Origin of the sequence: Amycolatopsis silviterrae (assembly GCF_042684085.1) — a bacterium.
Taxonomy (GTDB): Bacteria; Actinomycetota; Actinomycetes; order Mycobacteriales; family Pseudonocardiaceae; genus Amycolatopsis; species Amycolatopsis silviterrae.
Map to the genome: position 1 here is coordinate 293653 of NZ_JBHUKS010000006.1, position 19045 is coordinate 312697.

Genomic DNA, 19045 nt, shown 5'->3' on the forward strand with positions numbered 1-19045 from the left:
TCATTCGCTGAGCGGGCTGTCCTGGCCGTTCTGGGCGGGCCCGACCCAGACGCTCTTGACGTTGGTGAACTGCCGGAGCCCGAAGGCACCGAGTTCGCGTCCGTAGCCGCTGCGCTTGACGCCGCCGAACGGCAGGCGGGGGTCGGAGGCGACGATCCCGTTGACGAAGACCGCTCCGGCGTCGAGGCGGGGAACGATGCGGTCGGCCCGGTCAAGGTCGCTCGTCCACAGCGCGGCGCCGAGACCGAACTCGGTGGCGTTGGCGAGGTCGACGGCTTCGGCCGCGTCCTTCGCGCGCACGACAGCGGCGACGGGGCCGAACGTTTCTTCCGCCGCGACTGCCATCTCCGGACTGACCTGATCGAGAACCGCTGGCTGGTAATAGAAACCGGGCCCGTCCGGGACGGTGCCGCCGGTCACGACGCGGGCTCCGGCCGCGACACTGCGGGCGACCTGGTCGATCAGGTCGGCGCGAATGCCAGCCCGGGCGAGCGGGCCGACGCGGGTCTCGCGATCGAAGGGATCGCCGACGGTCAATGCGGCGACACCGGCCGCGAACGCTTCGGTGAAATCGTCGGCGACGGCGTCTTCGACGATGAAACGCTTGGCGGAGATGCAGCTCTGCCCGGAGTTGAGCATGCGCGCGGTGACCGCTGCCGCGGCGGCGGCTGGCACGTCGGCGTCGGCGAGCACGATGAACGGGTCGGAGCCGCCGAGTTCGAGCACCTGCGGTTTGAGGTGCTGCGCTGCCATCGCGGCGACGGTGGCGCCGACCTCGGTGGAACCGGTGAGAGTCAGCGCGTGGACTCGGTCGTCGGCGATGAGGCCGGGCACGGCGTCCGGACCGACGAGCAGGGTGCTGAACAGACCCGGCGGGCAGCCGGCCCGGTCCCAGACGTCGGCGATCGCGAGCGCGCAGCGCGGGACGTTCGACGCGTGCTTCAGGACCGCACCGTTGCCCGCGAGCAGGGCCGGCGGCGCGAAGCGGAACACTTGCCAGAGCGGGAAGTTCCAGGGCATCACGGCGAGCACCAAGCCGAGCGGGTCGTAGGCGACGTGGCTACGCGCGGCAGCGGTCGCGACGGGCTGGCTGGCCAGCAGCGCCGGGCCTTCGGACGCGTAGTAGTCGCAGCACCACGCGCACTTCTCGACCTCGGCTTCCGCTTCGGCGATGGGCTTGCCCATCTCCTCGGTGATCAGCGCGGCAAGCCGGTCCCGGTCGGCGCGCAGCACGGCGGCGGCGCGCTGGAGGTGCTGGGCTCGGTCTTCGATCGGTGTTGCCCGCCATTGGCTGGCGGCGGTGGTGGCGCGGGCGAGTGCGGTTTCGATCTGTGCCGGGGTGTGCGGGTCGAACTGAGCTAGCACTTGCTCGGTAGCAGGGTTGACGGAGGTGATCTGGCGAGCGGGCATGGGGGTGCTCCTCGGGTCGGTGGGGGAAGTCAGGCGACGGCTTGGCTGTTCACCGCTTCGGGGTCCGGGCCGCTCCAGAGGACGTCGTCGGCGGCGACCCGGTCGTGCGCGGCCGGGTCGCCGAGCGCGTCGAGGACCTCGCGAGAGACCCGCAGGTACCAGTCCGCGACCTCGGCGGGGTAGTCCGCGTAGCTGCCGTTTTCGCGCAGCACCGGCCCTTCGACGGTCGGGATGTCGGTGCGGCCGTCGTAAGCGACGGTGTAGGGCTTCCCGAGCCGGGCCGCGGTGGGTGCGTCGATGGTGGCGTCGAGCTTGACCCAGCGGCCGTCGACGAAGGCTTCGCCGAGCGAGTGCCACGGCAGCGGGCGTCCGGCCGGCCCGCCCCACAGCACGCGGACCTCGGGGGAGAGGAACTCCATTTTCGGCGCGTCCAGTGCCTGGAAGGCGACGCGCGCCGGGATTCCCGCCGCGCGGGACAGGGCGACGAACGAGCTTGCTTTGCCCATGCAGAAGGCGACGCCGTGCTCGAGCACCGCGCTCGCGGCGGTGTGGCCCTGCGCGAGATAGCGGAACGAGGCGAGGATGTCGTAGGGCAGGTCGCGGACGTAGTGGTAGATGCGGCCGAGTCGTTCGACCTCGGTCGTCGCGCCCGCGGTGAGTTCGCGGGCGGTGGCGACGACGAGCGGGTGGTCCGAGTCGATGTACGCGGTCGGGCGGAGGTATTCCTCGGAAGGCATGATGGGGCTCGCTTTCTGCGGTGCGGGCGGGCTCAGGCGGACAGGTGCGGCAGGATCTGCTCGCCGACGACGTCGAGACGGTCCGATTCCGCCACGTCGGGAATCGTGAAGAGGAAGTGGTTGATTCCCGCGTCCTGGTATTCGCGAAGCCGTTCGAGACAGGCTTCGGGAGAGCCGGTGATGAGACCGCTTTCGGGGATCGACTTGAACCGCGCGCGCAGCTGTTCCTGCTCCGCGGCCGACTCGGTGGGGGCGATCAGCGTCGTCAGCGACAGCTCAAGAGTGGCCGGGTCGCGGCCGATCGCCTCGCACTCGCGGTCGAGCAGCGCACGGCGTTCGGCGCATTTCGCGGCAGCCCACCACCGGACGTTGATCCCGTTCGCGTGCCGGACGGCGATGCGGCTGACCCGCGCGCCTTCCCCGCCGATCCACAAGGGAGGGTGCGGCCGCTGCACCGGCGGCGGGTCGCAGATCGCGCCGTCGATCTCGTAGAACTTCCCGTGGAAGCGGGGGTTCGGCTCGGTCCAGACGCTGCGCAGCACCTGGAGCGACTCGGCAAGCGCGGAGACCCGGTCGCCGGTCGACGGGAACGGGATTCCGTAGGCTTCGAATTCCTGCTGGAACCAGCCCGCGCCGAGGCCGAGGTCCAGCCGCCCGTCCGAGATCACGTCGAGGGTGGCGGCCATCTTGGCGAGGACGGCGGGGTGGCGGTAGGAGTTGCACAGCACGCTGGTGCCCAGCCGCAGCGTCGTGGTGTCCCGGGACAGCGCGGACAAGGCCGTCCAGCATTCGAGCAGGGGGATCGAGGAGGGGCCTTCGGCGGGCGCGTCCGCTTCGGCACTGTCGGCGATCCCGGCGTCCCGGACGTAGTCGTCCGGGCTGAGGGTCAGGAAGTGGTCGCACAGCCACACCGAGCCGAACCCGTGGGACTCCGCGGTTTTGGCCACGCGGGCCATGTCCGGGTAAGCGCCCACGGACAGGCCGCGGATGGTCAGGGCGAGGATCAGCCCGGCGTGCGGGCGGACGGGATCGGTCATGGGGACTGCCTTTCTGTTCGGTCGGTCATCCCGGCCGGGCTGCCGGACAGGACCCGGGGGAGGGTCACGGCGAAGCCGTAGCGTTCCGGCCGGTAGTGGAAGACCACGACCTCCAGCGGACGGTTCTCGTGGTCGAAGCTGACCCGGTCGAGGACGAGGACCGGGGCGCCCTCGTCGATTTCCAGTGCCGCCGCGACTTCCGCGGAGGCGCCGGCCGCGTGGATCTCGTGCCGGGCTTCGGCGATGCGGGTGCCCAGGCGCTGTTCCCACATCGTGTACGTGGTTTCGGTCGCGGGCTCGGCCGACCGCAGGGGTTCCGCGGCCTCGGCGACCCGGGCCGGGAGGTGGATCGTCACCAGCGCCACCGGCTGTTCGCTGTCGCTGTATCGGCGGCGGATGGTGAGCACTTCCGGTTCGCCAAGGACCTGGGCGACGGGAGCCGGCGCGGGTTCGATCCCGAAGCTCAGGACGTCGATGCGCGGGGTGACGCCGCGGTCGAGCAGGACCTCGGTGATCGTGCGGACACCGGAGGACAGCTCCTGGTCGCGCGGTTCGGACACGAACGTGCCCAGCCCTTGTTTGCGCACCACCCAGCCCTGGGATTCGAGGACGCCCACCGCGGCCCGGACGGTGATCCGGCTCAGCCCGGACTCCGCGATCAGCTCCTTCTCGGTGGGCATCCGCGCGCCGGGCGGCAGCTGCTGCTTGACGATCTGGGCCTTGATCTGCTCCGCGAGCTGCACGGTGGCCGGGGTGCGGCCCCGTTCGATGCGCAGACCGGCGGCCGACAGGTCGAGGCGGGACTCGGCGTCCTGATGGGATGTCATAAGTCGTATTGAACCGGCCGGCGGCCTGGTGCCGCACGGCGACCGGCGCGAGGGACCGGGCAGCGGGTTCGCCGCGAGCCGCGGAGCCTTGACACTGTGCATAAGACGTTTTATAACGTCTTATCGAAGGGGATGCAAGAGGCGCCCCGGCAGAACCCGAAGAGTGGAGACACCGTGACCGACGAAAACCCCGTGACCGTGATCGCCCGTTTCGCCCCGACGCCCGAGCGCGCCGCGCAGCTGAAGGCGCTGCTCGGCGGCATGGTCGAGCCGACCCGCGCCGAACCGGGCTGCCGCCGCTACGACCTGTTCACCGCCAGGGAAGGCGACACGGAGTTCGTGCTCGTCGAGCGCTACGAGGACACGCCCGCGCTCGAGGCGCACCGCGCCTCCGCGCACTACAAGAACTACCGGGCCCAGCTGCCGGAAATGCTGGCCAAACCGATCGAGGTCACTGTCCTCGCTCCGGTCGACGTGGTCGACTGATCTCGGCACCCATCCCCGGCGTCGCGCTGAACGCTCAACGAAGAGCAGCTCAAAGGAGAGCACTGTGTCCGACCTGGAAAGCGGCCTGCCACCGCGCAAAACCGTTGCTCGACCCCTGACCGTGCGCAGTATCGACAAGACCAGCCGCCGCGCGCTCACGGCGTCCTGGCTCGGATGGACGTTCGACGGCTTCGAGACCTACGCGCTCGTCCTGGCGGGGCCGGCCGCCGTCGCCGGGCTGGGCACCAGCGGCCAGCTGGACCGGCTTCCCGCGTACGTCGCGGCGCTGGTGGCCGCGACCCTCGCGGGATGGGCGTTAGGAGGGATCGTCGCCGGGTTCGCCGCGGACTACCTCGGACGGCGGCGCACCCTCCTGATTTCGATCCTCTGGTACGCGTTGTTCACCGGCATGACCGCCTTGGCGCCGAACTACTGGTGGTTGCTGGCCCTGCGTTTCGTCACCGGCATGGGGCTGGGCGCCGAGTGGGGCAGCGCGACGACGCTCATCGGCGAACTGTGGCCCGATCGCAGCCGCGGGCGCGCCGCGGCGGTGCTGCAATCCGGTTTCGGGGTGGGCGCGGTGCTCGCCGCGGTCGCCTGGTTCCTGGTGCAGCCGATCGGGAACCAGGCCTGGCGGTGCCTTTTCCTCATCGGCACGCTGCCGGCGCTGGTGGTGCTTTACGTGCGCCGCGCGGTGCGCGATCCGGAGATCTGGACGACGGTTCGCGACCGCCGGCGCAGGGCCAAAGCAACCGTTGCCAACGGCGGGGAGGTATCCGAGGAGGACCGCGAGCTGTTGCGTTCCCCGTTCGTCTCGGTGTTCAGCCAGCGTCATCTCCGCCGCCGCGCGGTCCGGCTGCTGGTGATCACCGTGGTGTCGGTGATCGGCCTCTACGGCGTGTCCGCGTGGATCCCGCAGTACACCGCGCAGCTCGCCGGGCCCGGCGGGAGCGGGTGGGCGGCGAACGCGGGGCTGGTGTTCAACGCCGCTTCGGTGCCCGGTTATCTGCTGCTGGGCTACCTGGCGGACCGGTGGGGCCGAAAACCCACCATGGTGCTGTACTACGTCGGGTCCGCGGTGATCCTTCCGGTCTTCTTTTTCGCTGTGCACACGCCGGAAATCGCGCTGGTCGCGGCTGGGGTCGCCGGGTTCTTCGTCCTGGGACAGTTCGCCTGGATGCCGATCTACATGCCCGAGCTGTTCCCGACCACGGGCCGCGCCACCGCGATCTCGGCGGTGTTCAATTCCGCCCGGATCGCGGGCGCGGCGGTCACGCTCTTCACCGGCGTGCTCATCAGCCTGCTGGGCGGCATCTCGACGGCGGCGACCACAGTCGGGGTGGCGGCGTATGTCATCGCGCTGGCCGTGATCTGGTTCGTGGGGCCGGAAACCAAGGGCCGGCCGCTTCCGCGCTGAGGCCGGGCGGTGTCGTGGCTTGACGGGGCACGACACCGCCCGGGTGCGGTGGGGTCAGCCGGAGCTGTCCGGATCTACCGCTGTCGTGCTCGCTGTGGTACGGGACCATGCCGACGCCGATCGTGGTGGTGCTGAGCGCTTTCTGGGGTTCTGGGCGATCGCCGGCTCGGCCCAGTTCTCCGCGCTGGTGACCGAGGCCGACGACCCGGTGCTGGCGTTGGTCGCGTTCCGGCGGACTGCCGTTGTCCAGCGGGAAGCCGGCTGAGCTGAACGCGGGTCAGGCTGACGCAGCCACCTTGACTCCGAACCCGATGAGGACGACGCCGGTAATGCGGTTCATGGCCCGGCGCACGGCGGGCTTCTCGAAGAACGCGCGGGCTTTCGCCAGCAACAGCACGTAGCCGCCGAGCCAGGCGAGGGTGAGAGCGGCGTGGATCAGGACCAGCAACGCCATCCCCACCTGCGGCGGAAGCCCGGACGGCGCGAGCGCCGGAAGCAAGCCGGTGTAGAAGACGGCGATCTTCGGATTGAAGAGGTTGCTGATCAGCCCGGTCCGCCACGGGCTCCCGGACGTCTTTGTGCCGGACTCCGCCGGTCGCTTCCGGCTGTGGAGCAGCGCCTGAACGCCGAGCACGAGCAGAAAGACCGCTCCGGCGAGCTTGACGACGGTGTAGGCCGTGGCAGACGCGGCCAGGACGGCAGCCAAGCCGACCACCGTGAGCACACCCCACACCAGCAGCCCCGCGGTGATGCCGCCGACCGTCCTCAGCCCGTCTTGCCAGCCGGAGCCGATGGCCCGCTTCGTCACTACCGCCATGTCGGGCCCGGGCACCACGGTCAGCAGGGCGAGCACGCCCGCCGCCGCGAGGAACTGGATCACCATGCGCCCTACTCTCGCATCGTCGGCCAGCGTTGCCTACCTCGTTTTCGCTGTGGTCCGGGAGTTGTGCGGAGTTGGTTGTAAGGTGCGCGTCCGCGATGCCGGACAACCCGCGAACGGCTAGAAGTGGACGTCTGGACCTCTTCGAACCGATTGACTGCCCGTCCGACCCCAGCGGGCGGGTGCCGTCGCATCCCAGACCGCGGCGGCGCGAAGAGGCGGGACTCCGGCGCGGCCGCGAGGGAGGGCGCGATGTCCGCGCCGGAGTCCCGTGTCCAGGAGACGGCCGTGCCGTTGGAGAAGGTCATGACAGCGGTGCAATCCGGTCCGTAGTCTGCGGAAACGATCACGCACCTGGAGGACCCCATGCCCGTCCCGGTCATCATCGACTGCGATCCAGGCCACGACGACGTCTTCGCCCTCTGGCTCGCCGCCGGGAACCCGGCGATCGACCTGCTCGGCGTCACGACCGTCGGCGGGAACGGCCGGCTGGAGCACACGACGAACAACGCCCGCGTCGCGCTCACCGTCGCCGGTGTCGACGGGGTGCCGGTCGCCGCCGGGGCGGACAAGCCGTTGCGGCGCGAACTCACCCCGGCGACCTGGATCCACGGCGACAACGCCCTCGGCGGTCCGGTGCTGCCCGCTCCGACGGTCCCGCTGGACGGACGAAGCGCGCTCGAGCTGATCGCGGACCTGCTGGAGGGGGCGGCGGAGCCGGTCACGCTGATCCCGACCGGACCGCTCACCAACATCGCGATGCTCCTGGAGCAGCGGCCCGACTTCCGCGAAAAGATCACGGAGATCATCTGGATGGGCGGCTCGACCGGGCGCGGGAATGTCGGCGCCTATGCGGAGTTCAACGCCTGGGCCGACCCGGAAGCGGCCGACCTCGTCGTGAAAGCCGGTCTGCCGTTCACGATGGTGGGGCTGAACATTTCGCACCAGGCGCTGATCACCGAGGAGGTGATCCGGTCGATCGGCGCGATCGGGAACGAGACCAGCGCGTTCGGGGTCGAGCTGCTCCGGTTCTTCTGCGCCGCCTACGACGCGGCCGAGGGTATGCCGGAAGGCCCGCTGCACGATCCCATCACGGTGGCGATCGCGATCGACCGGAGTGTCGCGACCGTCCAGCGCAGTCACCTTGACGTCGAGACCAAGGGCGAATTCACGTCCGGGGCCACGGCGGTGGACCTGCACGACATGCTCGGCAAGGAGCCGAACGCGGACATCGCGATCACGCTGGACGTGCCGAAGTTCTGGCTGCTTATCCGTGAGGCGGTCGCGAACCTGAAGTGAAGCCGCTGCCGGGACCGTTCCCCGCCGCCGGGACTACCCTCCCCGCGCTAGTCGCGGACCCCGGCAAACGGAGGCACGATCATGACGACGTTCGTTCTCGTGCACGGCTCCTGGCACGACGGCTCGGCCTGGGACGAGGTCGTTCCCCGGCTGGAAGAACTCGGTCACGTCGCCCACCGCCCGACGATCGCCGGGCACGGCAAGGGCGCGGACAAGGCGGTCAGCCACGAGGACTGCGTGCGGTCGATCCAGCAGTACATCGTGGGCAAGGACCTGGCGGACGTGGTGCTGCTCGGCCACAGCTTCGGCGGGACGGTGATCGCGCGGGTCGCCGAGGAGATCCCGGAGCGGCTGCGCAGGCTGGTCTTCTGGAACGCGTTCGTACTGCGGCCGGGCACCAGCGTCGAGGACGATCTCCCGCCGAACTACCGCGAACTGTTCGCGCGCCTGGCAGGAGAATCGGCCGACAACACGGTGACGCTGCCGTTCCCGATCTGGCGGGAGGCGTTCATCCAGGACGCCGACCTCGACCACGCGACGGCCGCCTACCAGCGGTTGTCGTCGACGCCGTACCAGCCTTTCCTCGATCGGCTCGACCTGTCGAGGTTCTACCGGCTGGAGATCGCCAAGAGCTACCTGAACGGCACCGACGACACGGCACTCCCGCCCGGCGAATGGGGGTGGCACCCGCGGATGTCCGGACGGCTCGGGCTGCATCGGCTGGTGCAGCTGCCCGGCAGCCATGAGGTCGTCTTCACCAATCCCGGGCTGCTCGCCGAGAAGATCGTCCACGCCGGGAGAGACTGAGCCCGCGACGCCGAGGGTCGTAACCGCGTTTTCGTCATCGAATCTGCCACTGGCCGACTGAATTCGTCGTGAGTACTTCGGCACGGGCTGAAACTCGGGAGAATCATCGGAAAACGGTTCGAACTCGGTGCGCGGAGACTATCCGTGTGCCTTGGCAGGGCTGTCTCATTACGATTTCCGGAGAAAGCCAAGAAGGCGAGAAAAGTTCGCAAAGTCGCCGGGACGAATATGCACTCTCTGTGCACGAAAAACCGATTATCTCCCGTCAATCCGCCGCTAACGTCGAACCCGGGCGAGAACCGCCCGAAGAGGGACGACAAGGAGGATCCGCACATGCGTACGCTTACTGCGGTGGTGGCCGGTGCGACGGTCGCCAGTGCTCTGCTGGCGGGAACCACGACCGCGAACGCGCAGCCCCGGCAAACCGGTGCTCACATCGCCGCGATCCAGGTCTTTTCCAGCGGCGAAATCTACCGCGTCGAACTGCTCAAGCAGGCTGACGCGGACCAGGCCGTCAGACTCATGAACGGAGAGGTCGACCACCCGGGCATCCCGATCGGCGACATCGTCCGGGGTTCCTCCGGGGTCAACACCGGATACGACTGGCACATCGACCCCGCCACGTTCAGCTGGGCGGACGTCACCGCCGAGGCGTGCGACGGCCAGCCGCACGAGGTCAGCAACGCCGGCGAATGGAAGATCAAGCAGTACTGCCCGTGGACCATCAAGGTCCTCTCGGTCACTCCGGAAAGCTGACCGCCAAAACAGGCGCTGCCGTCCTTCGGCGGCATTGAGACGAGCGCGGGGCGGCCACGACGGCGGCCCCGCGCTCAGTCCTGAGCAGCGAACCTCCCGGAAGCCTGCGGCCCGGGGGAGTGGAAGACGCGGTCCCGCAACGGGTTTAACCGGCGGCACGGGCCGTCGAAGACCGTCTCAAGTGGACACTCGCGCCCGGCGCGGTCAGCTGAGCACGCCGCGCCTGTCACCGCCGCTGCGCCGTTCGGGCGCGCGATTGCGACAAACGGGAACCTACCTTCGTCGGTGTCGCGGTCGGCCGGACCTGTTCGAGAATCACGAACCTGAGGTTGATCACGTTCCGTTTCAACGACGAGACGGTCCGGACCGCCCGAACTGGAGGCCCATGGTCCCCATCCGGTCACCCGGCGCCCAGGGAGGAGACCGCGCCGGGCCCGGCATCGAATCCGGAAGCCCGGATGCAGGCTCCCCACGTCCTTTCTCTCCCGTTCCGCGCAGGAGGAAACACATGCGATCGACACGTTTCAGGCTGAGCGCTCTCGCCGTCGGCTCGTTCGGCACGCTGGCGCTGGCCATGACCGCCGTGCCAGCCGCGTCGGCGGCGGCGACCCCGGCCGCGGTCATGAGCAGCCTCGGTTCCGCCACCGGCGGGCACTACCTCGACGACAGCGGCGCCTCGGTCGTCACGGTGCTGAACGACAACGACGCGGCCAAGGTGCGCGCTTCCGGCCTGAAGGCCGAAGTGGTGCGGTACAGCCTGGGCCAGCTCGGCTCGGTGAAACAGCGCCTCGACGCCACCGGCGGCGTGCACAGCGCCGGCTGGGGCCTCGACCTCGCCCACAACCAGGTCGTCGTCGACGTCTACGACGCCACCCCGACGGCGGAGAAGGCCAAGCTGCTCGAGACCGCCGGCCAGTACGGCGACATGGTCCGCGTCGAGCACCACCCCGGCGCCATGTCGTTGTTCATCAAGGGCGGCGACAAGATCAGCAACGGCCAGGCGTCCTGCTCCAACGGGTTCAACGTGGAGAAGGACGGCAAGAAGCTGCTCCTCTCGGCCGGCCACTGCGAGAAGCTCGGCGGCGGCGGTCCGTGGAACGACGGCAAGACCGTCGACGCGGTGTTCCCCGACGAGGACAACATGCTCGTGGAGAACGCTTCGGGCGAGGGACCGAGCGAGATCAACGACGGCACCAAGATCACCGAGTTCGCCGACGCGACGGTGGGCGAGCAGATCAAGCGGGCCGGGATCACCTCCGGCGTGACGTCGGGCGAGGTCACCAAGGTCGACTACACCTTCGAAGCCGAGGGCTACACGGTCTACCACGAGTTCTGCACGACCGCGCGCTCCGACCACGGCGACTCCGGCGGTCCGGCCTACGACGGGGGCAAGGGTCTCGGCACCCTCTCCGGCGGAGACACCCAGACCTCGTGCTTCTTCCCGGCGACGTTGTCGGCCAAGCGGTACGGCGTGACGCTGCCCCAGTCCTGACCCGCACGCGCCGCCGGGAGGAGCCGGTCCTCCCGGCGACGCGCCCGTGGAGGTCAGCCGGTGATCGCGGCGACCAGTTCGTCCCGGCCGCTCGCCGCGGTCTTGCGGAAGACCGCCTTCAGATGCTCGTTGACGGTGTGCACCGACAGGTCGAGACGGCGGGCGATGTGCTTGGCCGCCGCTCCGTCGCACAGGTGCTCGACGACCTGGCGCTCGCGGGGAGTGATCCCGTACCAGTCGCAGAACGACGGCAGCAGCCGTTTGCCGGTGATGGCTTCGATGACCACGGCTACGTCCCCGGAAGCGTCGTCAAGCGGTTGCGCGTGGCAGCCGACCCAGCGGCCGTGGCTGGCGGGCGGCGCGGTCAGCACTGGCGTGCGGGCACCCGGGTCTCCCAAGCAGCGACGTGTCTGCAGTGACAAGCCCGCCAAGTGCGCGGCATCGGTGAAGTCCGGGGTGCGGTGGCTGGCTCGCAGGCGTTCCTGCCAGGCACGGGCTTGCGGCGTGGCCGCCCGCAACCGGTGATCCGGCCCCACGACGAGCACGCCCGGGGCCAGCATCGGCGTCTGCGGCGCCAGCGGCCCCGCGGTGACGTACTGACGCAGCACGGCGGCCAGCGCCGGGCCCAGCCGTGCCGCCCGGCGTCCGTCCTCGTCGTCGAACTGCCTGCCGCCCTGGGACCGCAGCAATTCCAGCGCGCCCCACGTGCCGCGACGGTCGCGCAGGAGGACCAGCAGTGCACTGCCGACGCCGTACGCGCGATACAAATCGTCGCCCAGCACGACGGCGGGTCTCGCCCGTGCCAACGGTGAGCACTCGCCGCTCGGGGCGTACGTGCGGTGCAGCAGCGCCAGCCCGAGGCCGGGGTCGAACTTGTGCCAGAAGCTGAAGGCCGCCGGTCCGAACTCGGCGGCCGGGTTCGTCGCGGCCAGACGCAGCGCGTCGTGCGCCACCAACGGTGCCAGTGCCCGGGACAGCGCTTCTCCCGCGGCGTCCGAGCCGGCGCCCTGCCCGACCGCCTCGTGCACGTCGCCCAGCGAACACCCCGCCGCCCCGCCCATGCGATCAAGCATGGCCGTCCCGTACCGGACCGGCAACGACATTCCCCCCAATTCTCGGTATGTCCGGCCCGCCGGAGGAGTGCCAGCCTGAGCACAGCTGAACTCTGGAGGCGTCTCGATGCGTGTGCTGCTGACCGGTTTGCCGATTCGCTCGCATCTCGTACCGGCCGTAGTCCCGGTCGCGAACGCGCTGCGGCGGGCCGGGCACGAGGTCGCGATCGCCACCGGCGGCGCGATGCGCGGGGAGATCGAACGGCTCGGCGTGCCGGTGCTCGTGCTGCCGGATGTCCTTGCGCCCGAACAGGTCCAGGCGAAAATGCCCCGGCCGCCCGGGGGGACGGTGCACGGGTGGCGGCCGGAGGTGACCGGTCCGGTCAACGTTCCGCTCTTTGACGAGCAGATGACCGCGGCCTTCACCGCCAACCTGCTCGACGTCGCGAAGCCGTGGCGGCCGGACCTGATCGTCCGGGAGACCAACGAGTACGGCGGGTTCCTGGCCGCGGAGGTGCTCGGCGTCGACCTGGCGGTGCTCGACATCGCGCCGCTGATCGCCGGGCTGGTGCCGGATCTCGTCGAGCAGCTCAACGTCGTGCGCGCGAAATTCGGCCTCGCCGCGATCGGGTCCCTGACACCTGCGTACGGGAAGCTCGCGGCCGGCCTGCTGCCCGAATCGTGGTACCCGCAGGCGCTGCGCACGCCCCAGCACCGCTACTACCGCGTGCCCGACGTCCCTGGTGACCCGCTCGACGCCGCGATCGCCGCGGTCCCCGCCGACGCGCCGCTGGTGCTGATGAGCCTCGGCTCGAACGTGCGCATGCTGCTGTCCGCCGAGTCGCGGCTGCTGACGATCGCGGTCGAGGCCCTGGGCACGTTGCCGGTCCGCGCGGTCGTCGCACTCGGCCACGACCCGGCGGCCTGGACCGGTCCGCGTCCGGCGAACGTGCATTTCGTGTCGTTCGTTCAGCAGCGCCTGCTGCTGGGCGCGTGCGACGCCTTCCTCACCCATGCCGGATTCAGCGGGGTTCGAGAAGCGCTCGACCACGGGGTTCCGATGGCAGCGTTGCCGCTGTTCGCCGACCAGCCCGCGAACGCCGCCCGCGTCGAGGAGCTGGGCGCGGGCGTTCAGGTGGACGTCGCGGGGCTGACGCCGGACAAGCTGGCCGCCGCGCTCAAGCAGGTGCTGGACGAACCGTCCGCCAGGCTGGCCGCACGCGGCTTTCAACGCCGGATCCTCGCCCTGCCTTCGCTCACTCGGTTCGCCGCGGACCTGGAAGACCTCCGCTGAGGCGGTTCACCGGCCGGGACAGCCGCAGTTCGATCAGCTCCGCGCCCCGCCGCAGCAGGTCCACCCACTGCTCCGGGTCGTGGTCGAAGCGCGAGGCGGACCAGCCGACGGACAGGCTGCCGTACGGTTCGCCGCGCAGGAAGACCGGCACCGCGAGCGTCGCCACGCCGGTGTCGTACTCGCCGGTGGTGAACGCCCAGCCCCGGGAAGCGACCTCGGCCAGTTGCTCGCGCAAGACGGCGAGGTCGGTGACCGTGTCCGGCGTGAACCGCGCCATCGGGCGGTCGGCGAACAGCCGGTCGCGCTCCGCTTCGGGCAGGAACGCGAAGTACGCCTTGCTGGTCGCGCCCGCGTGCGCCGGGTACAGCTCGCCGACCAGGGAGTAGCCGCGCAGCCGTCCGTCCGCGCCTTCCGCGGCCAGGACGCATCGCGTGTGCGCGCCGTCGGGCAGGGACAGCAGGGCGGCGTGCCCGGTCTGTGCGGCGAGGTCGGACAGGACCGGGACGACCAGCAGGTCCAGCGCGCCGGCCCGGTCCCACAACCGGCCGAGGTGCAGGGCGGCGGGGCCGATCCGGTACTTGCGGGTGCTGTCGTCGCGGACGAGGAAACCGCGGTGGGCCAGCACCGCCAGGATCCGCTGGGCGATCGACGTGTGCAGCCCGAACTCGCGGGCCACCGCGGTGACGCCCCATTCCGGGCGGGCGCGGTCGAAGGCGAGCAGCACCTGCAGCGCGCGGTCGGCGGTCTGCGGCAGGCCGGGCGGGGTGGCGCGGTCGTCGGGGTCCGGCATCCGGCCATTGTGCGAATAACGGGAAATGTTTGTAAAGCCGGGGCGCGCGGACGGAGTCTGGTCGGACCAATCCCGGCGGCCTTGACTTCTCCAGAGGAACCACATGCTCAAACACGTCCTGGAACTGCTCGAAATCCTCGACGACCCGGCGGTGACCGGGAAAGAGGCCGTCGCCTACCTCGACGCCGTCGCCGGCCCGGACGGCAGCGGCGCGGAGATCACGACGGTGCCCGGCCCGGCCGGGAAGACCGACTTCGTCCGGGTCCGGGTGGCCGGCAGCCGCGGCCGTGCCGCGGGCGGCGACGCGCCCACCCTCGGCGTGGTGGGGCGGCTTGGCGGAGTCGGCGCCCGGCCGGAGGTGACCGGGTTCGTGTCCGACGGCGACGGCGCCGCCGCCGCGCTCGCCGCCGCGGCCAAGCTGCTGTCGATGCGCGCTCGCGGGGACGTGCTGGCCGGCGACGTGCTGATCGGGACGCACATCTGCCCGGACGCGCCGACCCTGCCGCACGATCCGGTCCCGTTCATGAACTCGCCGGTCGACATCGCCACGATGAACAGCTACGAGCTGTCCGGCGAGATGGCCGCCGTGCTGTCGATCGACACCACGAAGGGCAACCGGGTGATCAACCACCGCGGGCTCGCCCTGTCGCCGACCGTGCGCAGCGGCTACATCCTGCGGGTCTCCGAGGGCCTTGGCGAACTGCTGGAGGCGGTGACCGGCGCGCCGCTGGTGACCTACCCGATCACCACGCAGGACATCACTCCCTACGGCAACGGCGTCTACCACCTGAACTCGATCCTGCAGCCGGCGACCGCGACCGACGCGCCGGTCGTCGGACTCGCGATCACCTCGGCGGCGACCGTGGCGGGCTGCGCGACCGGCGCCAGCCACGAGACGGACATCGCGGCCGCCGCGCGGTACGCGGTCGAGGTCGCGAAGCAGTTCGGCGCGGGCACGCTGCACTTCCACGACGAGGCGGAGTTCGCGGCGCTGCAGGCTCGCTACGGCTCGATGGCGCACCTGCAGACGCTGGGCACGGAGGTGGCCGGATGAGCACCGCGACGAAAACCGCGAAGCAGACCCGGAAACGGATCGGCAACGACGACTACTCGCTGCGCCGCGTCCCGCAAGAGGCCCGGTACGGGTTCGGCTCGATGCTGCTGCAGTGGCTCGCGCAGTCCGGCTCGCTGTCGCAGTTCGTGCTCGGCGCGACGCTCGGCGTGGGAATGCGGTTCTCCGACGCGTTCTGGGCGTTCACCCTCGGCGCGGTGATCCTGGAGGTGGTGATCTTCCTGATCGGCCTGGCCGGCCAGCGGGAAGGCCTCACCATGACCATGCTGACCCGGTTCACCGGCTTCGGCCGCAACGGCTCCGCGCTGGTGAGCCTGGTGATCGCGATCAGCCTGGTGGGCTGGTTCGGCGTGCAGAACGGCATCTTCGGCAAGAGCATGAACGCCCTCGTCGGCGGGCCGCCGTGGCTGTGGTGCGCGGTGTCCGGCGTGGTCTTGACGCTGCTGGTGATCTACGGCTTCAAGTACATGATGTGGCTGGCGAAGATCGCGGTGCCGCTGTTCTTCGGGCTGGTGGCGTGGAGCGTCATCTCGACCCTGTCCGACCATTCGGTGGGCGCGCTGATGTCGGCCGCGCCGACCGCGACGGCGATCTCCATCCCGGCCGCGGCGACGATCATCGCCGGCGGCTACATGACCGGAGCCGTGGTCGCCCCGGACATGACCCGGTTCAACCGCAAGGGCTGGCACGTCCTGCTGCAGAGTTCCGCGTCGATCGTGCTGTCGGAGTACATCGTCGGCATGACCGGCGTGCTGCTCGGGCACCTGGTCGGCAGTTCCGACGTCACGCACATCGTGCTGTCCACGTCGGGCTTCGTCGGGCTGATCGTGGTGGTGCTGGCCACCGCGAAGATCAACGACTGGAACCTGTACGGCTCTTCGCTGGGCGTCGTGAACTTCGTGCGGACCGTGTTCGGCCGCCCGCTGCACCGCGGCGTCGTCACGCTGGTGATCGGGATCGCCGGGACGGTGCTGTCCGCGATTGGCTTCCTGCAGCACTTCACCGCGTTCCTGTCGGTGCTGGGCGTCGCGATCCCGCCAGTGGGCGGGATCATCGTGGCCGAGTACTTCCTGGTGCGCCGGCTGTCCACGCCGCTGCGGGAGACGCGGGCCGCCGGACGGGTCCCGGCGACGATGCCAGTGTGGGTGCCCGCGACGCTCGCGGTGTGGGCGGCGGCGTTCTGCGTCGGCGAGTTCGTGCACTGGGGCATCCCCGCGCTGAACTCGCTGCTCACCGCCGCGATCCTGTACACGGTGCTGGGCCGGGCCGGGCTGATCCGGCCGATGGGCTCGGCGGAACTCGAGGAGGTGGCCCGGTGACCAGCGCACAGGACGAGGTGGTCGACCTCTGCCGGGACCTGATCCGGATCGACACGTCCAACCCGGGCGCGGCCGAACGGCCCGCCGCCGAGTATGTCGCGGAGAAACTCTCGGACGCCGGTCTGGAACCGACTCTCGTGGAAAGCGAGCCCGGCCGCGCCAGCGTGTTCGCCCGACTGTCCGGAGTGGACTCTTCGCGGCCGGCGCTGCTCCTGCACGGGCACCTGGACGTGGTGCCCGCCGACGCCAGCGAGTGGAGCGTCCCGCCGTTCTCCGGCGAGATCGCCGACGGCCTGCTGTGGGGCCGCGGCGCGATCGACATGAAGGACTTCGACGCGGCGATCCTCGCGCTGGCAAGGCAATTCGGCCGCACCGGCGAGAAACCGCCGCGGGACATCGTGTTCGGCTTCCTCGCCGACGAGGAGGGCGGCGGGAAGTTCGGCTCGCACTGGCTGGCCGAGCACCGCCCGGACCTGTTCGACGGCGTGGGGGAGGCGATCACCGAGGGCGGCGGGGTGTCGTTCGACCTCGGCAACGGCAGCAGGCTGTACCCGATCGAATGCGCGCAGCGCGGGCAGGCCTGGCTGCGGCTGGTCGCCACCGGCCGCGCCGGGCACGGCTCCTCGCCGAACGACGAGAACGCGGTCACCGATCTCGCCGAATCGCTGGCGCGGATCGGGCGGCACCGGTTCCCGGTCCGGCTGATCGAACCGGTGCGGGCGCTGCTGGAACGCGCGGCGGAACTGCTCGGCGTCCCGTTCGATCCGTCCGATGTGGACGGAAGCCTGGCGCGGATGGGCCCGGTGGCCGGCCTGGTGGACGTGATCCTGCGCAATTCGGCGAACCCCACCATGATCTCCGGCGGCTACCAGGTCAACGTCATCCCCGGCCGGGCCACCGCGGCGGTGGACGGCCGCTTCCTGCCCGGGTACGAGCAGGAACTGCTGGACACGATCGACGAACTGCTGCTGCCGTCGGTGCGCCGCGAGTTCATCCACCGGGACATCGCGATGGAAAGCGGCTTCGACGGCCCGCTGGTGGACGCGATGTGCGCCGCCATCACCGCGGAGGACCCGGACGGACACCCCGCGCCGTACTGCAACGCGGGCGGCACCGACAACAAGGCGCTGTCCGCGCTGGGCATCCGCGGCTTCGGGTTCAAAGCGCTGCGCGTCCCGCCGGAACTGCCGTACAACCGGCTGTTCCACGGCGTCGACGAACGGGTGCCGCTGGAGTCGCTGCGGTTCTCCGTCCGGGTGCTGGAGCGGCTGCTGCGGACTTGCTGAACAATGGCGGGCGAACCAAGGAGAATCGCGTGACTGACTTGCTGTTGCTGTCCAACTCGGCCAACCACGGCCGCGAACCGCTGGAACACGCGCTGGACGCGGTGGCCGAGGTGCTGGCCGGCCACACCGAGCTGGTGTTCGTCCCGTTCGCGCTGGCCGACCACGACGGCTACACCGAACGCATCGCGGCCGCGGCGGCCCCGCTCGGCGTGCGGGTGCGCGGGCTGCACACCTTTGCCGACCCGGTCGCCGCGGTGCGTTCGGCGCCCGCGGTGTTCACCGGCGGCGGCAACACGTTCCGCCTGCTGTCCGAACTGTACCGCCGGAAGCTGCTGGAACCGTTGCGGGACAGGGTGTCCGAGGGAATGCCCTACCTCGGCGCCAGCGCGGGAACCAACATCGCCGGCCCGACCGTGCGCACCACCAACGACATGCCGATCGTGGAGCCGCCCAGCCTGACGTCGCTGGGCCTGGTGCCGTTCCAGCTCAACCCGCACTACGTCGACCCCGACCCGGCCAGCACGCACATGGGGGAGACCCGGGAGAAGCGGCTCGCGGAATTCCACGAATGCAACGACATTCCGGTGCTGGGCCTGCGCGAGGGCGCGTGGCTGCGCGTGCGCGGCGGCTGGGCGGAACTGGCGGGCGTGTCCACGAGCGGCGGCGCGCCCGGCAGGCTGTTCCGGCGCGGCGTGCCCGGCGAGGACGTCTCGGGCGATGTCAGCGATCTGCTTACTCCGGCGAGCGCGCCGGAGTGGGGCTGACGCCGGTCTGTCGGGTGGCGTAAGGGAAGGGCTGGGCCTGCGGGCCCAGCCCTTTTCTTTGTGCGGTCTTCTCCGCGGCGCGGTGTGCGACGGGCCGGGCAGTCCCGCTCCCGCCGACGTCCGTGAGGGGAACCTTCACGGACTCTGATTCCCAATGCCAGGAACTTAAGCTGTGTGGCGTCGCGCCGGTCGACCGTCCATAAAGGACGCCTGTGCTGTCGAAATGCCCGATTGATGTCCGCGTGACCGGGTGCACGGGGCTGTGAGGGCCGCCCTGGGGGAATCTGATTCCCCCAGGGTTCCCCTCACGGACCTTCCGC

19 protein-coding genes are annotated in these 19045 nt (G+C 70.3%); 12 read left to right on the forward strand and 7 right to left on the reverse strand.

Annotated features, from left to right (window positions below):
* From ACFSVL_RS10370 to ACFSVL_RS10385, 4 genes are read right to left on the reverse strand one after another with little or no spacing between them, the layout of a single operon-like run.
* Positions 1-1410, reverse strand: coding sequence for an NAD-dependent succinate-semialdehyde dehydrogenase (locus ACFSVL_RS10370; protein WP_378302852.1), 1410 nt, complete (start codon positions 1408-1410; stop codon positions 1-3).
* A gap of 29 nt (positions 1411-1439) precedes the next feature.
* Entirely contained in the window at positions 1440-2147 is a 708-nt protein-coding gene (locus tag ACFSVL_RS10375) for a transglutaminase-like domain-containing protein (RefSeq protein ID WP_378302854.1), read from the reverse strand.
* Positions 2148-2179: 32 nt separating this feature from the next.
* Positions 2180-3184, reverse strand: a complete 1005-nt coding sequence (locus tag ACFSVL_RS10380) for a TIGR03619 family F420-dependent LLM class oxidoreductase (RefSeq protein WP_378302856.1) — start codon at positions 3182-3184, stop codon at positions 2180-2182.
* Entirely contained in the window at positions 3181-4011 is an 831-nt protein-coding gene (locus ACFSVL_RS10385) for an Rv0792c family HTH-type transcriptional regulator (protein WP_378302858.1), read from the reverse strand. The genes ACFSVL_RS10380 and ACFSVL_RS10385 overlap by 4 nt, the downstream gene beginning before the upstream one ends.
* 174 nt (positions 4012-4185) lie before the next feature.
* Here ACFSVL_RS10385 and ACFSVL_RS10390 point away from each other — a divergent pair, with 174 nt between their 5' ends.
* The 3 genes from ACFSVL_RS10390 (at position 4186) to ACFSVL_RS10400 (ending at position 6179) form a co-directional block, all read left to right on the forward strand.
* Positions 4186-4497 (forward strand): putative quinol monooxygenase, encoded by a 312-nt coding sequence (locus ACFSVL_RS10390; protein WP_378302860.1) that lies wholly within the window; start codon positions 4186-4188, stop codon positions 4495-4497.
* 64 nt (positions 4498-4561) lie between these two features.
* Positions 4562-5914 (forward strand): MFS transporter, encoded by a 1353-nt coding sequence (locus ACFSVL_RS10395; protein WP_378302861.1) that lies wholly within the window; start codon positions 4562-4564, stop codon positions 5912-5914.
* A 19-nt stretch (positions 5915-5933) separates the two neighbouring features.
* A complete protein-coding gene (locus ACFSVL_RS10400) occupies positions 5934-6179 on the forward strand; it encodes a hypothetical protein (RefSeq protein WP_378302863.1) in 246 nt (81 codons plus the stop codon).
* 12 nt (positions 6180-6191) lie between these two features.
* Here the strand turns inward: ACFSVL_RS10400 and ACFSVL_RS10405 are convergent, their stop codons facing one another.
* Positions 6192-6797, reverse strand: coding sequence for a LysE family translocator (locus tag ACFSVL_RS10405; protein WP_378302865.1), 606 nt, complete (start codon positions 6795-6797; stop codon positions 6192-6194).
* A 363-nt stretch (positions 6798-7160) separates the two neighbouring features.
* On the opposite strand from ACFSVL_RS10405, the gene ACFSVL_RS10410 reads away from it, so the two are divergent.
* The 4 genes from ACFSVL_RS10410 to ACFSVL_RS10425 all read left to right on the forward strand — a co-directional run bounded on the left by ACFSVL_RS10410 (position 7161) and on the right by ACFSVL_RS10425 (position 11148).
* Complete coding sequence (locus tag ACFSVL_RS10410; RefSeq protein WP_378302867.1) at positions 7161-8093, forward strand: nucleoside hydrolase; 933 nt, start codon at positions 7161-7163, stop codon at positions 8091-8093.
* An 81-nt stretch (positions 8094-8174) separates the two neighbouring features.
* A complete protein-coding gene (locus tag ACFSVL_RS10415) occupies positions 8175-8900 on the forward strand; it encodes an alpha/beta fold hydrolase (RefSeq protein WP_378302869.1) in 726 nt (241 codons plus the stop codon).
* A gap of 333 nt (positions 8901-9233) precedes the next feature.
* Positions 9234-9656, forward strand: coding sequence for a BP74-related protein (locus ACFSVL_RS10420; protein WP_378302871.1), 423 nt, complete (start codon positions 9234-9236; stop codon positions 9654-9656).
* A gap of 508 nt (positions 9657-10164) precedes the next feature.
* Entirely contained in the window at positions 10165-11148 is a 984-nt protein-coding gene (locus tag ACFSVL_RS10425) for a S1 family peptidase (protein WP_378302873.1), read from the forward strand.
* A 53-nt stretch (positions 11149-11201) separates the two neighbouring features.
* On the opposite strand, the gene ACFSVL_RS10430 is transcribed toward ACFSVL_RS10425, so the two are convergent.
* Positions 11202-12251, reverse strand: coding sequence for a LuxR C-terminal-related transcriptional regulator (locus ACFSVL_RS10430; protein WP_378302874.1), 1050 nt, complete (start codon positions 12249-12251; stop codon positions 11202-11204).
* Positions 12252-12327: 76 nt separating this feature from the next.
* Between ACFSVL_RS10430 and ACFSVL_RS10435 the strand changes: the two genes are divergently transcribed.
* The gene (locus ACFSVL_RS10435) at positions 12328-13494 is read left to right on the forward strand and encodes a glycosyltransferase (protein WP_378302876.1); all 1167 of its coding nucleotides are present in this window, start codon (positions 12328-12330) and stop codon (positions 13492-13494) included.
* On the opposite strand, the gene ACFSVL_RS10440 is transcribed toward ACFSVL_RS10435, so the two are convergent.
* A complete protein-coding gene (locus ACFSVL_RS10440) occupies positions 13457-14284 on the reverse strand; it encodes an IclR family transcriptional regulator (protein WP_378302878.1) in 828 nt (275 codons plus the stop codon). The two genes, ACFSVL_RS10435 and ACFSVL_RS10440, sit on opposite strands and share 38 nt — an antisense overlap.
* A gap of 103 nt (positions 14285-14387) precedes the next feature.
* Between ACFSVL_RS10440 and ACFSVL_RS10445 the strand changes: the two genes are divergently transcribed.
* From ACFSVL_RS10445 to pepE, 4 genes are read left to right on the forward strand one after another with little or no spacing between them, the layout of a single operon-like run.
* The gene (locus tag ACFSVL_RS10445) at positions 14388-15338 is read left to right on the forward strand and encodes a DUF1177 domain-containing protein (protein WP_378302880.1); all 951 of its coding nucleotides are present in this window, start codon (positions 14388-14390) and stop codon (positions 15336-15338) included.
* The gene (locus tag ACFSVL_RS10450; protein ID WP_378302882.1) at positions 15335-16675 is read left to right on the forward strand and encodes a cytosine permease; all 1341 of its coding nucleotides are present in this window, start codon (positions 15335-15337) and stop codon (positions 16673-16675) included. The genes ACFSVL_RS10445 and ACFSVL_RS10450 overlap by 4 nt, the downstream gene beginning before the upstream one ends.
* Complete coding sequence (locus tag ACFSVL_RS10455; RefSeq protein WP_378302884.1) at positions 16672-17961, forward strand: M20/M25/M40 family metallo-hydrolase; 1290 nt, start codon at positions 16672-16674, stop codon at positions 17959-17961. Before ACFSVL_RS10450 ends, ACFSVL_RS10455 begins: the two co-directional genes overlap by 4 nt.
* A 29-nt stretch (positions 17962-17990) precedes the next feature.
* Entirely contained in the window at positions 17991-18725 is a 735-nt protein-coding gene (pepE, locus tag ACFSVL_RS10460) for a dipeptidase PepE (protein ID WP_378302886.1), read from the forward strand.
* Positions 18726-19045 lie beyond the last annotated feature (320 nt).

Bases quoted from the DNA above. Each gene is read 5' to 3' on its own strand.
- ACFSVL_RS10370 (WP_378302852.1), bottom strand. From the start codon at position 1,410: ATGCCCGCTCGCCAGATCACCTCCGTCAACCCTGCTACCGAGCAAGTG.
- ACFSVL_RS10375 (WP_378302854.1), bottom strand. From the start codon at position 2,147: ATGCCTTCCGAGGAATACCTCCGCCCGACCGCGTACATCGACTCGGAC.
- ACFSVL_RS10380 (WP_378302856.1), bottom strand. From the start codon at position 3,184: ATGACCGATCCCGTCCGCCCGCACGCCGGGCTGATCCTCGCCCTGACC.
- ACFSVL_RS10385 (WP_378302858.1), bottom strand. From the start codon at position 4,011: ATGACATCCCATCAGGACGCCGAGTCCCGCCTCGACCTGTCGGCCGCC.
- ACFSVL_RS10405 (WP_378302865.1), bottom strand. From the start codon at position 6,797: ATGGTGATCCAGTTCCTCGCGGCGGCGGGCGTGCTCGCCCTGCTGACC.
- ACFSVL_RS10410 (WP_378302867.1), top strand. From the start codon at position 7,161: ATGCCCGTCCCGGTCATCATCGACTGCGATCCAGGCCACGACGACGTC.
- ACFSVL_RS10415 (WP_378302869.1), top strand. From the start codon at position 8,175: ATGACGACGTTCGTTCTCGTGCACGGCTCCTGGCACGACGGCTCGGCC.
- ACFSVL_RS10420 (WP_378302871.1), top strand. From the start codon at position 9,234: ATGCGTACGCTTACTGCGGTGGTGGCCGGTGCGACGGTCGCCAGTGCT.
- ACFSVL_RS10425 (WP_378302873.1), top strand. From the start codon at position 10,165: ATGCGATCGACACGTTTCAGGCTGAGCGCTCTCGCCGTCGGCTCGTTC.
- ACFSVL_RS10430 (WP_378302874.1), bottom strand. From the start codon at position 12,251: ATGTCGTTGCCGGTCCGGTACGGGACGGCCATGCTTGATCGCATGGGC.
- ACFSVL_RS10435 (WP_378302876.1), top strand. From the start codon at position 12,328: ATGCGTGTGCTGCTGACCGGTTTGCCGATTCGCTCGCATCTCGTACCG.
- ACFSVL_RS10440 (WP_378302878.1), bottom strand. From the start codon at position 14,284: ATGCCGGACCCCGACGACCGCGCCACCCCGCCCGGCCTGCCGCAGACC.
- ACFSVL_RS10445 (WP_378302880.1), top strand. From the start codon at position 14,388: ATGCTCAAACACGTCCTGGAACTGCTCGAAATCCTCGACGACCCGGCG.
- ACFSVL_RS10450 (WP_378302882.1), top strand. From the start codon at position 15,335: ATGAGCACCGCGACGAAAACCGCGAAGCAGACCCGGAAACGGATCGGC.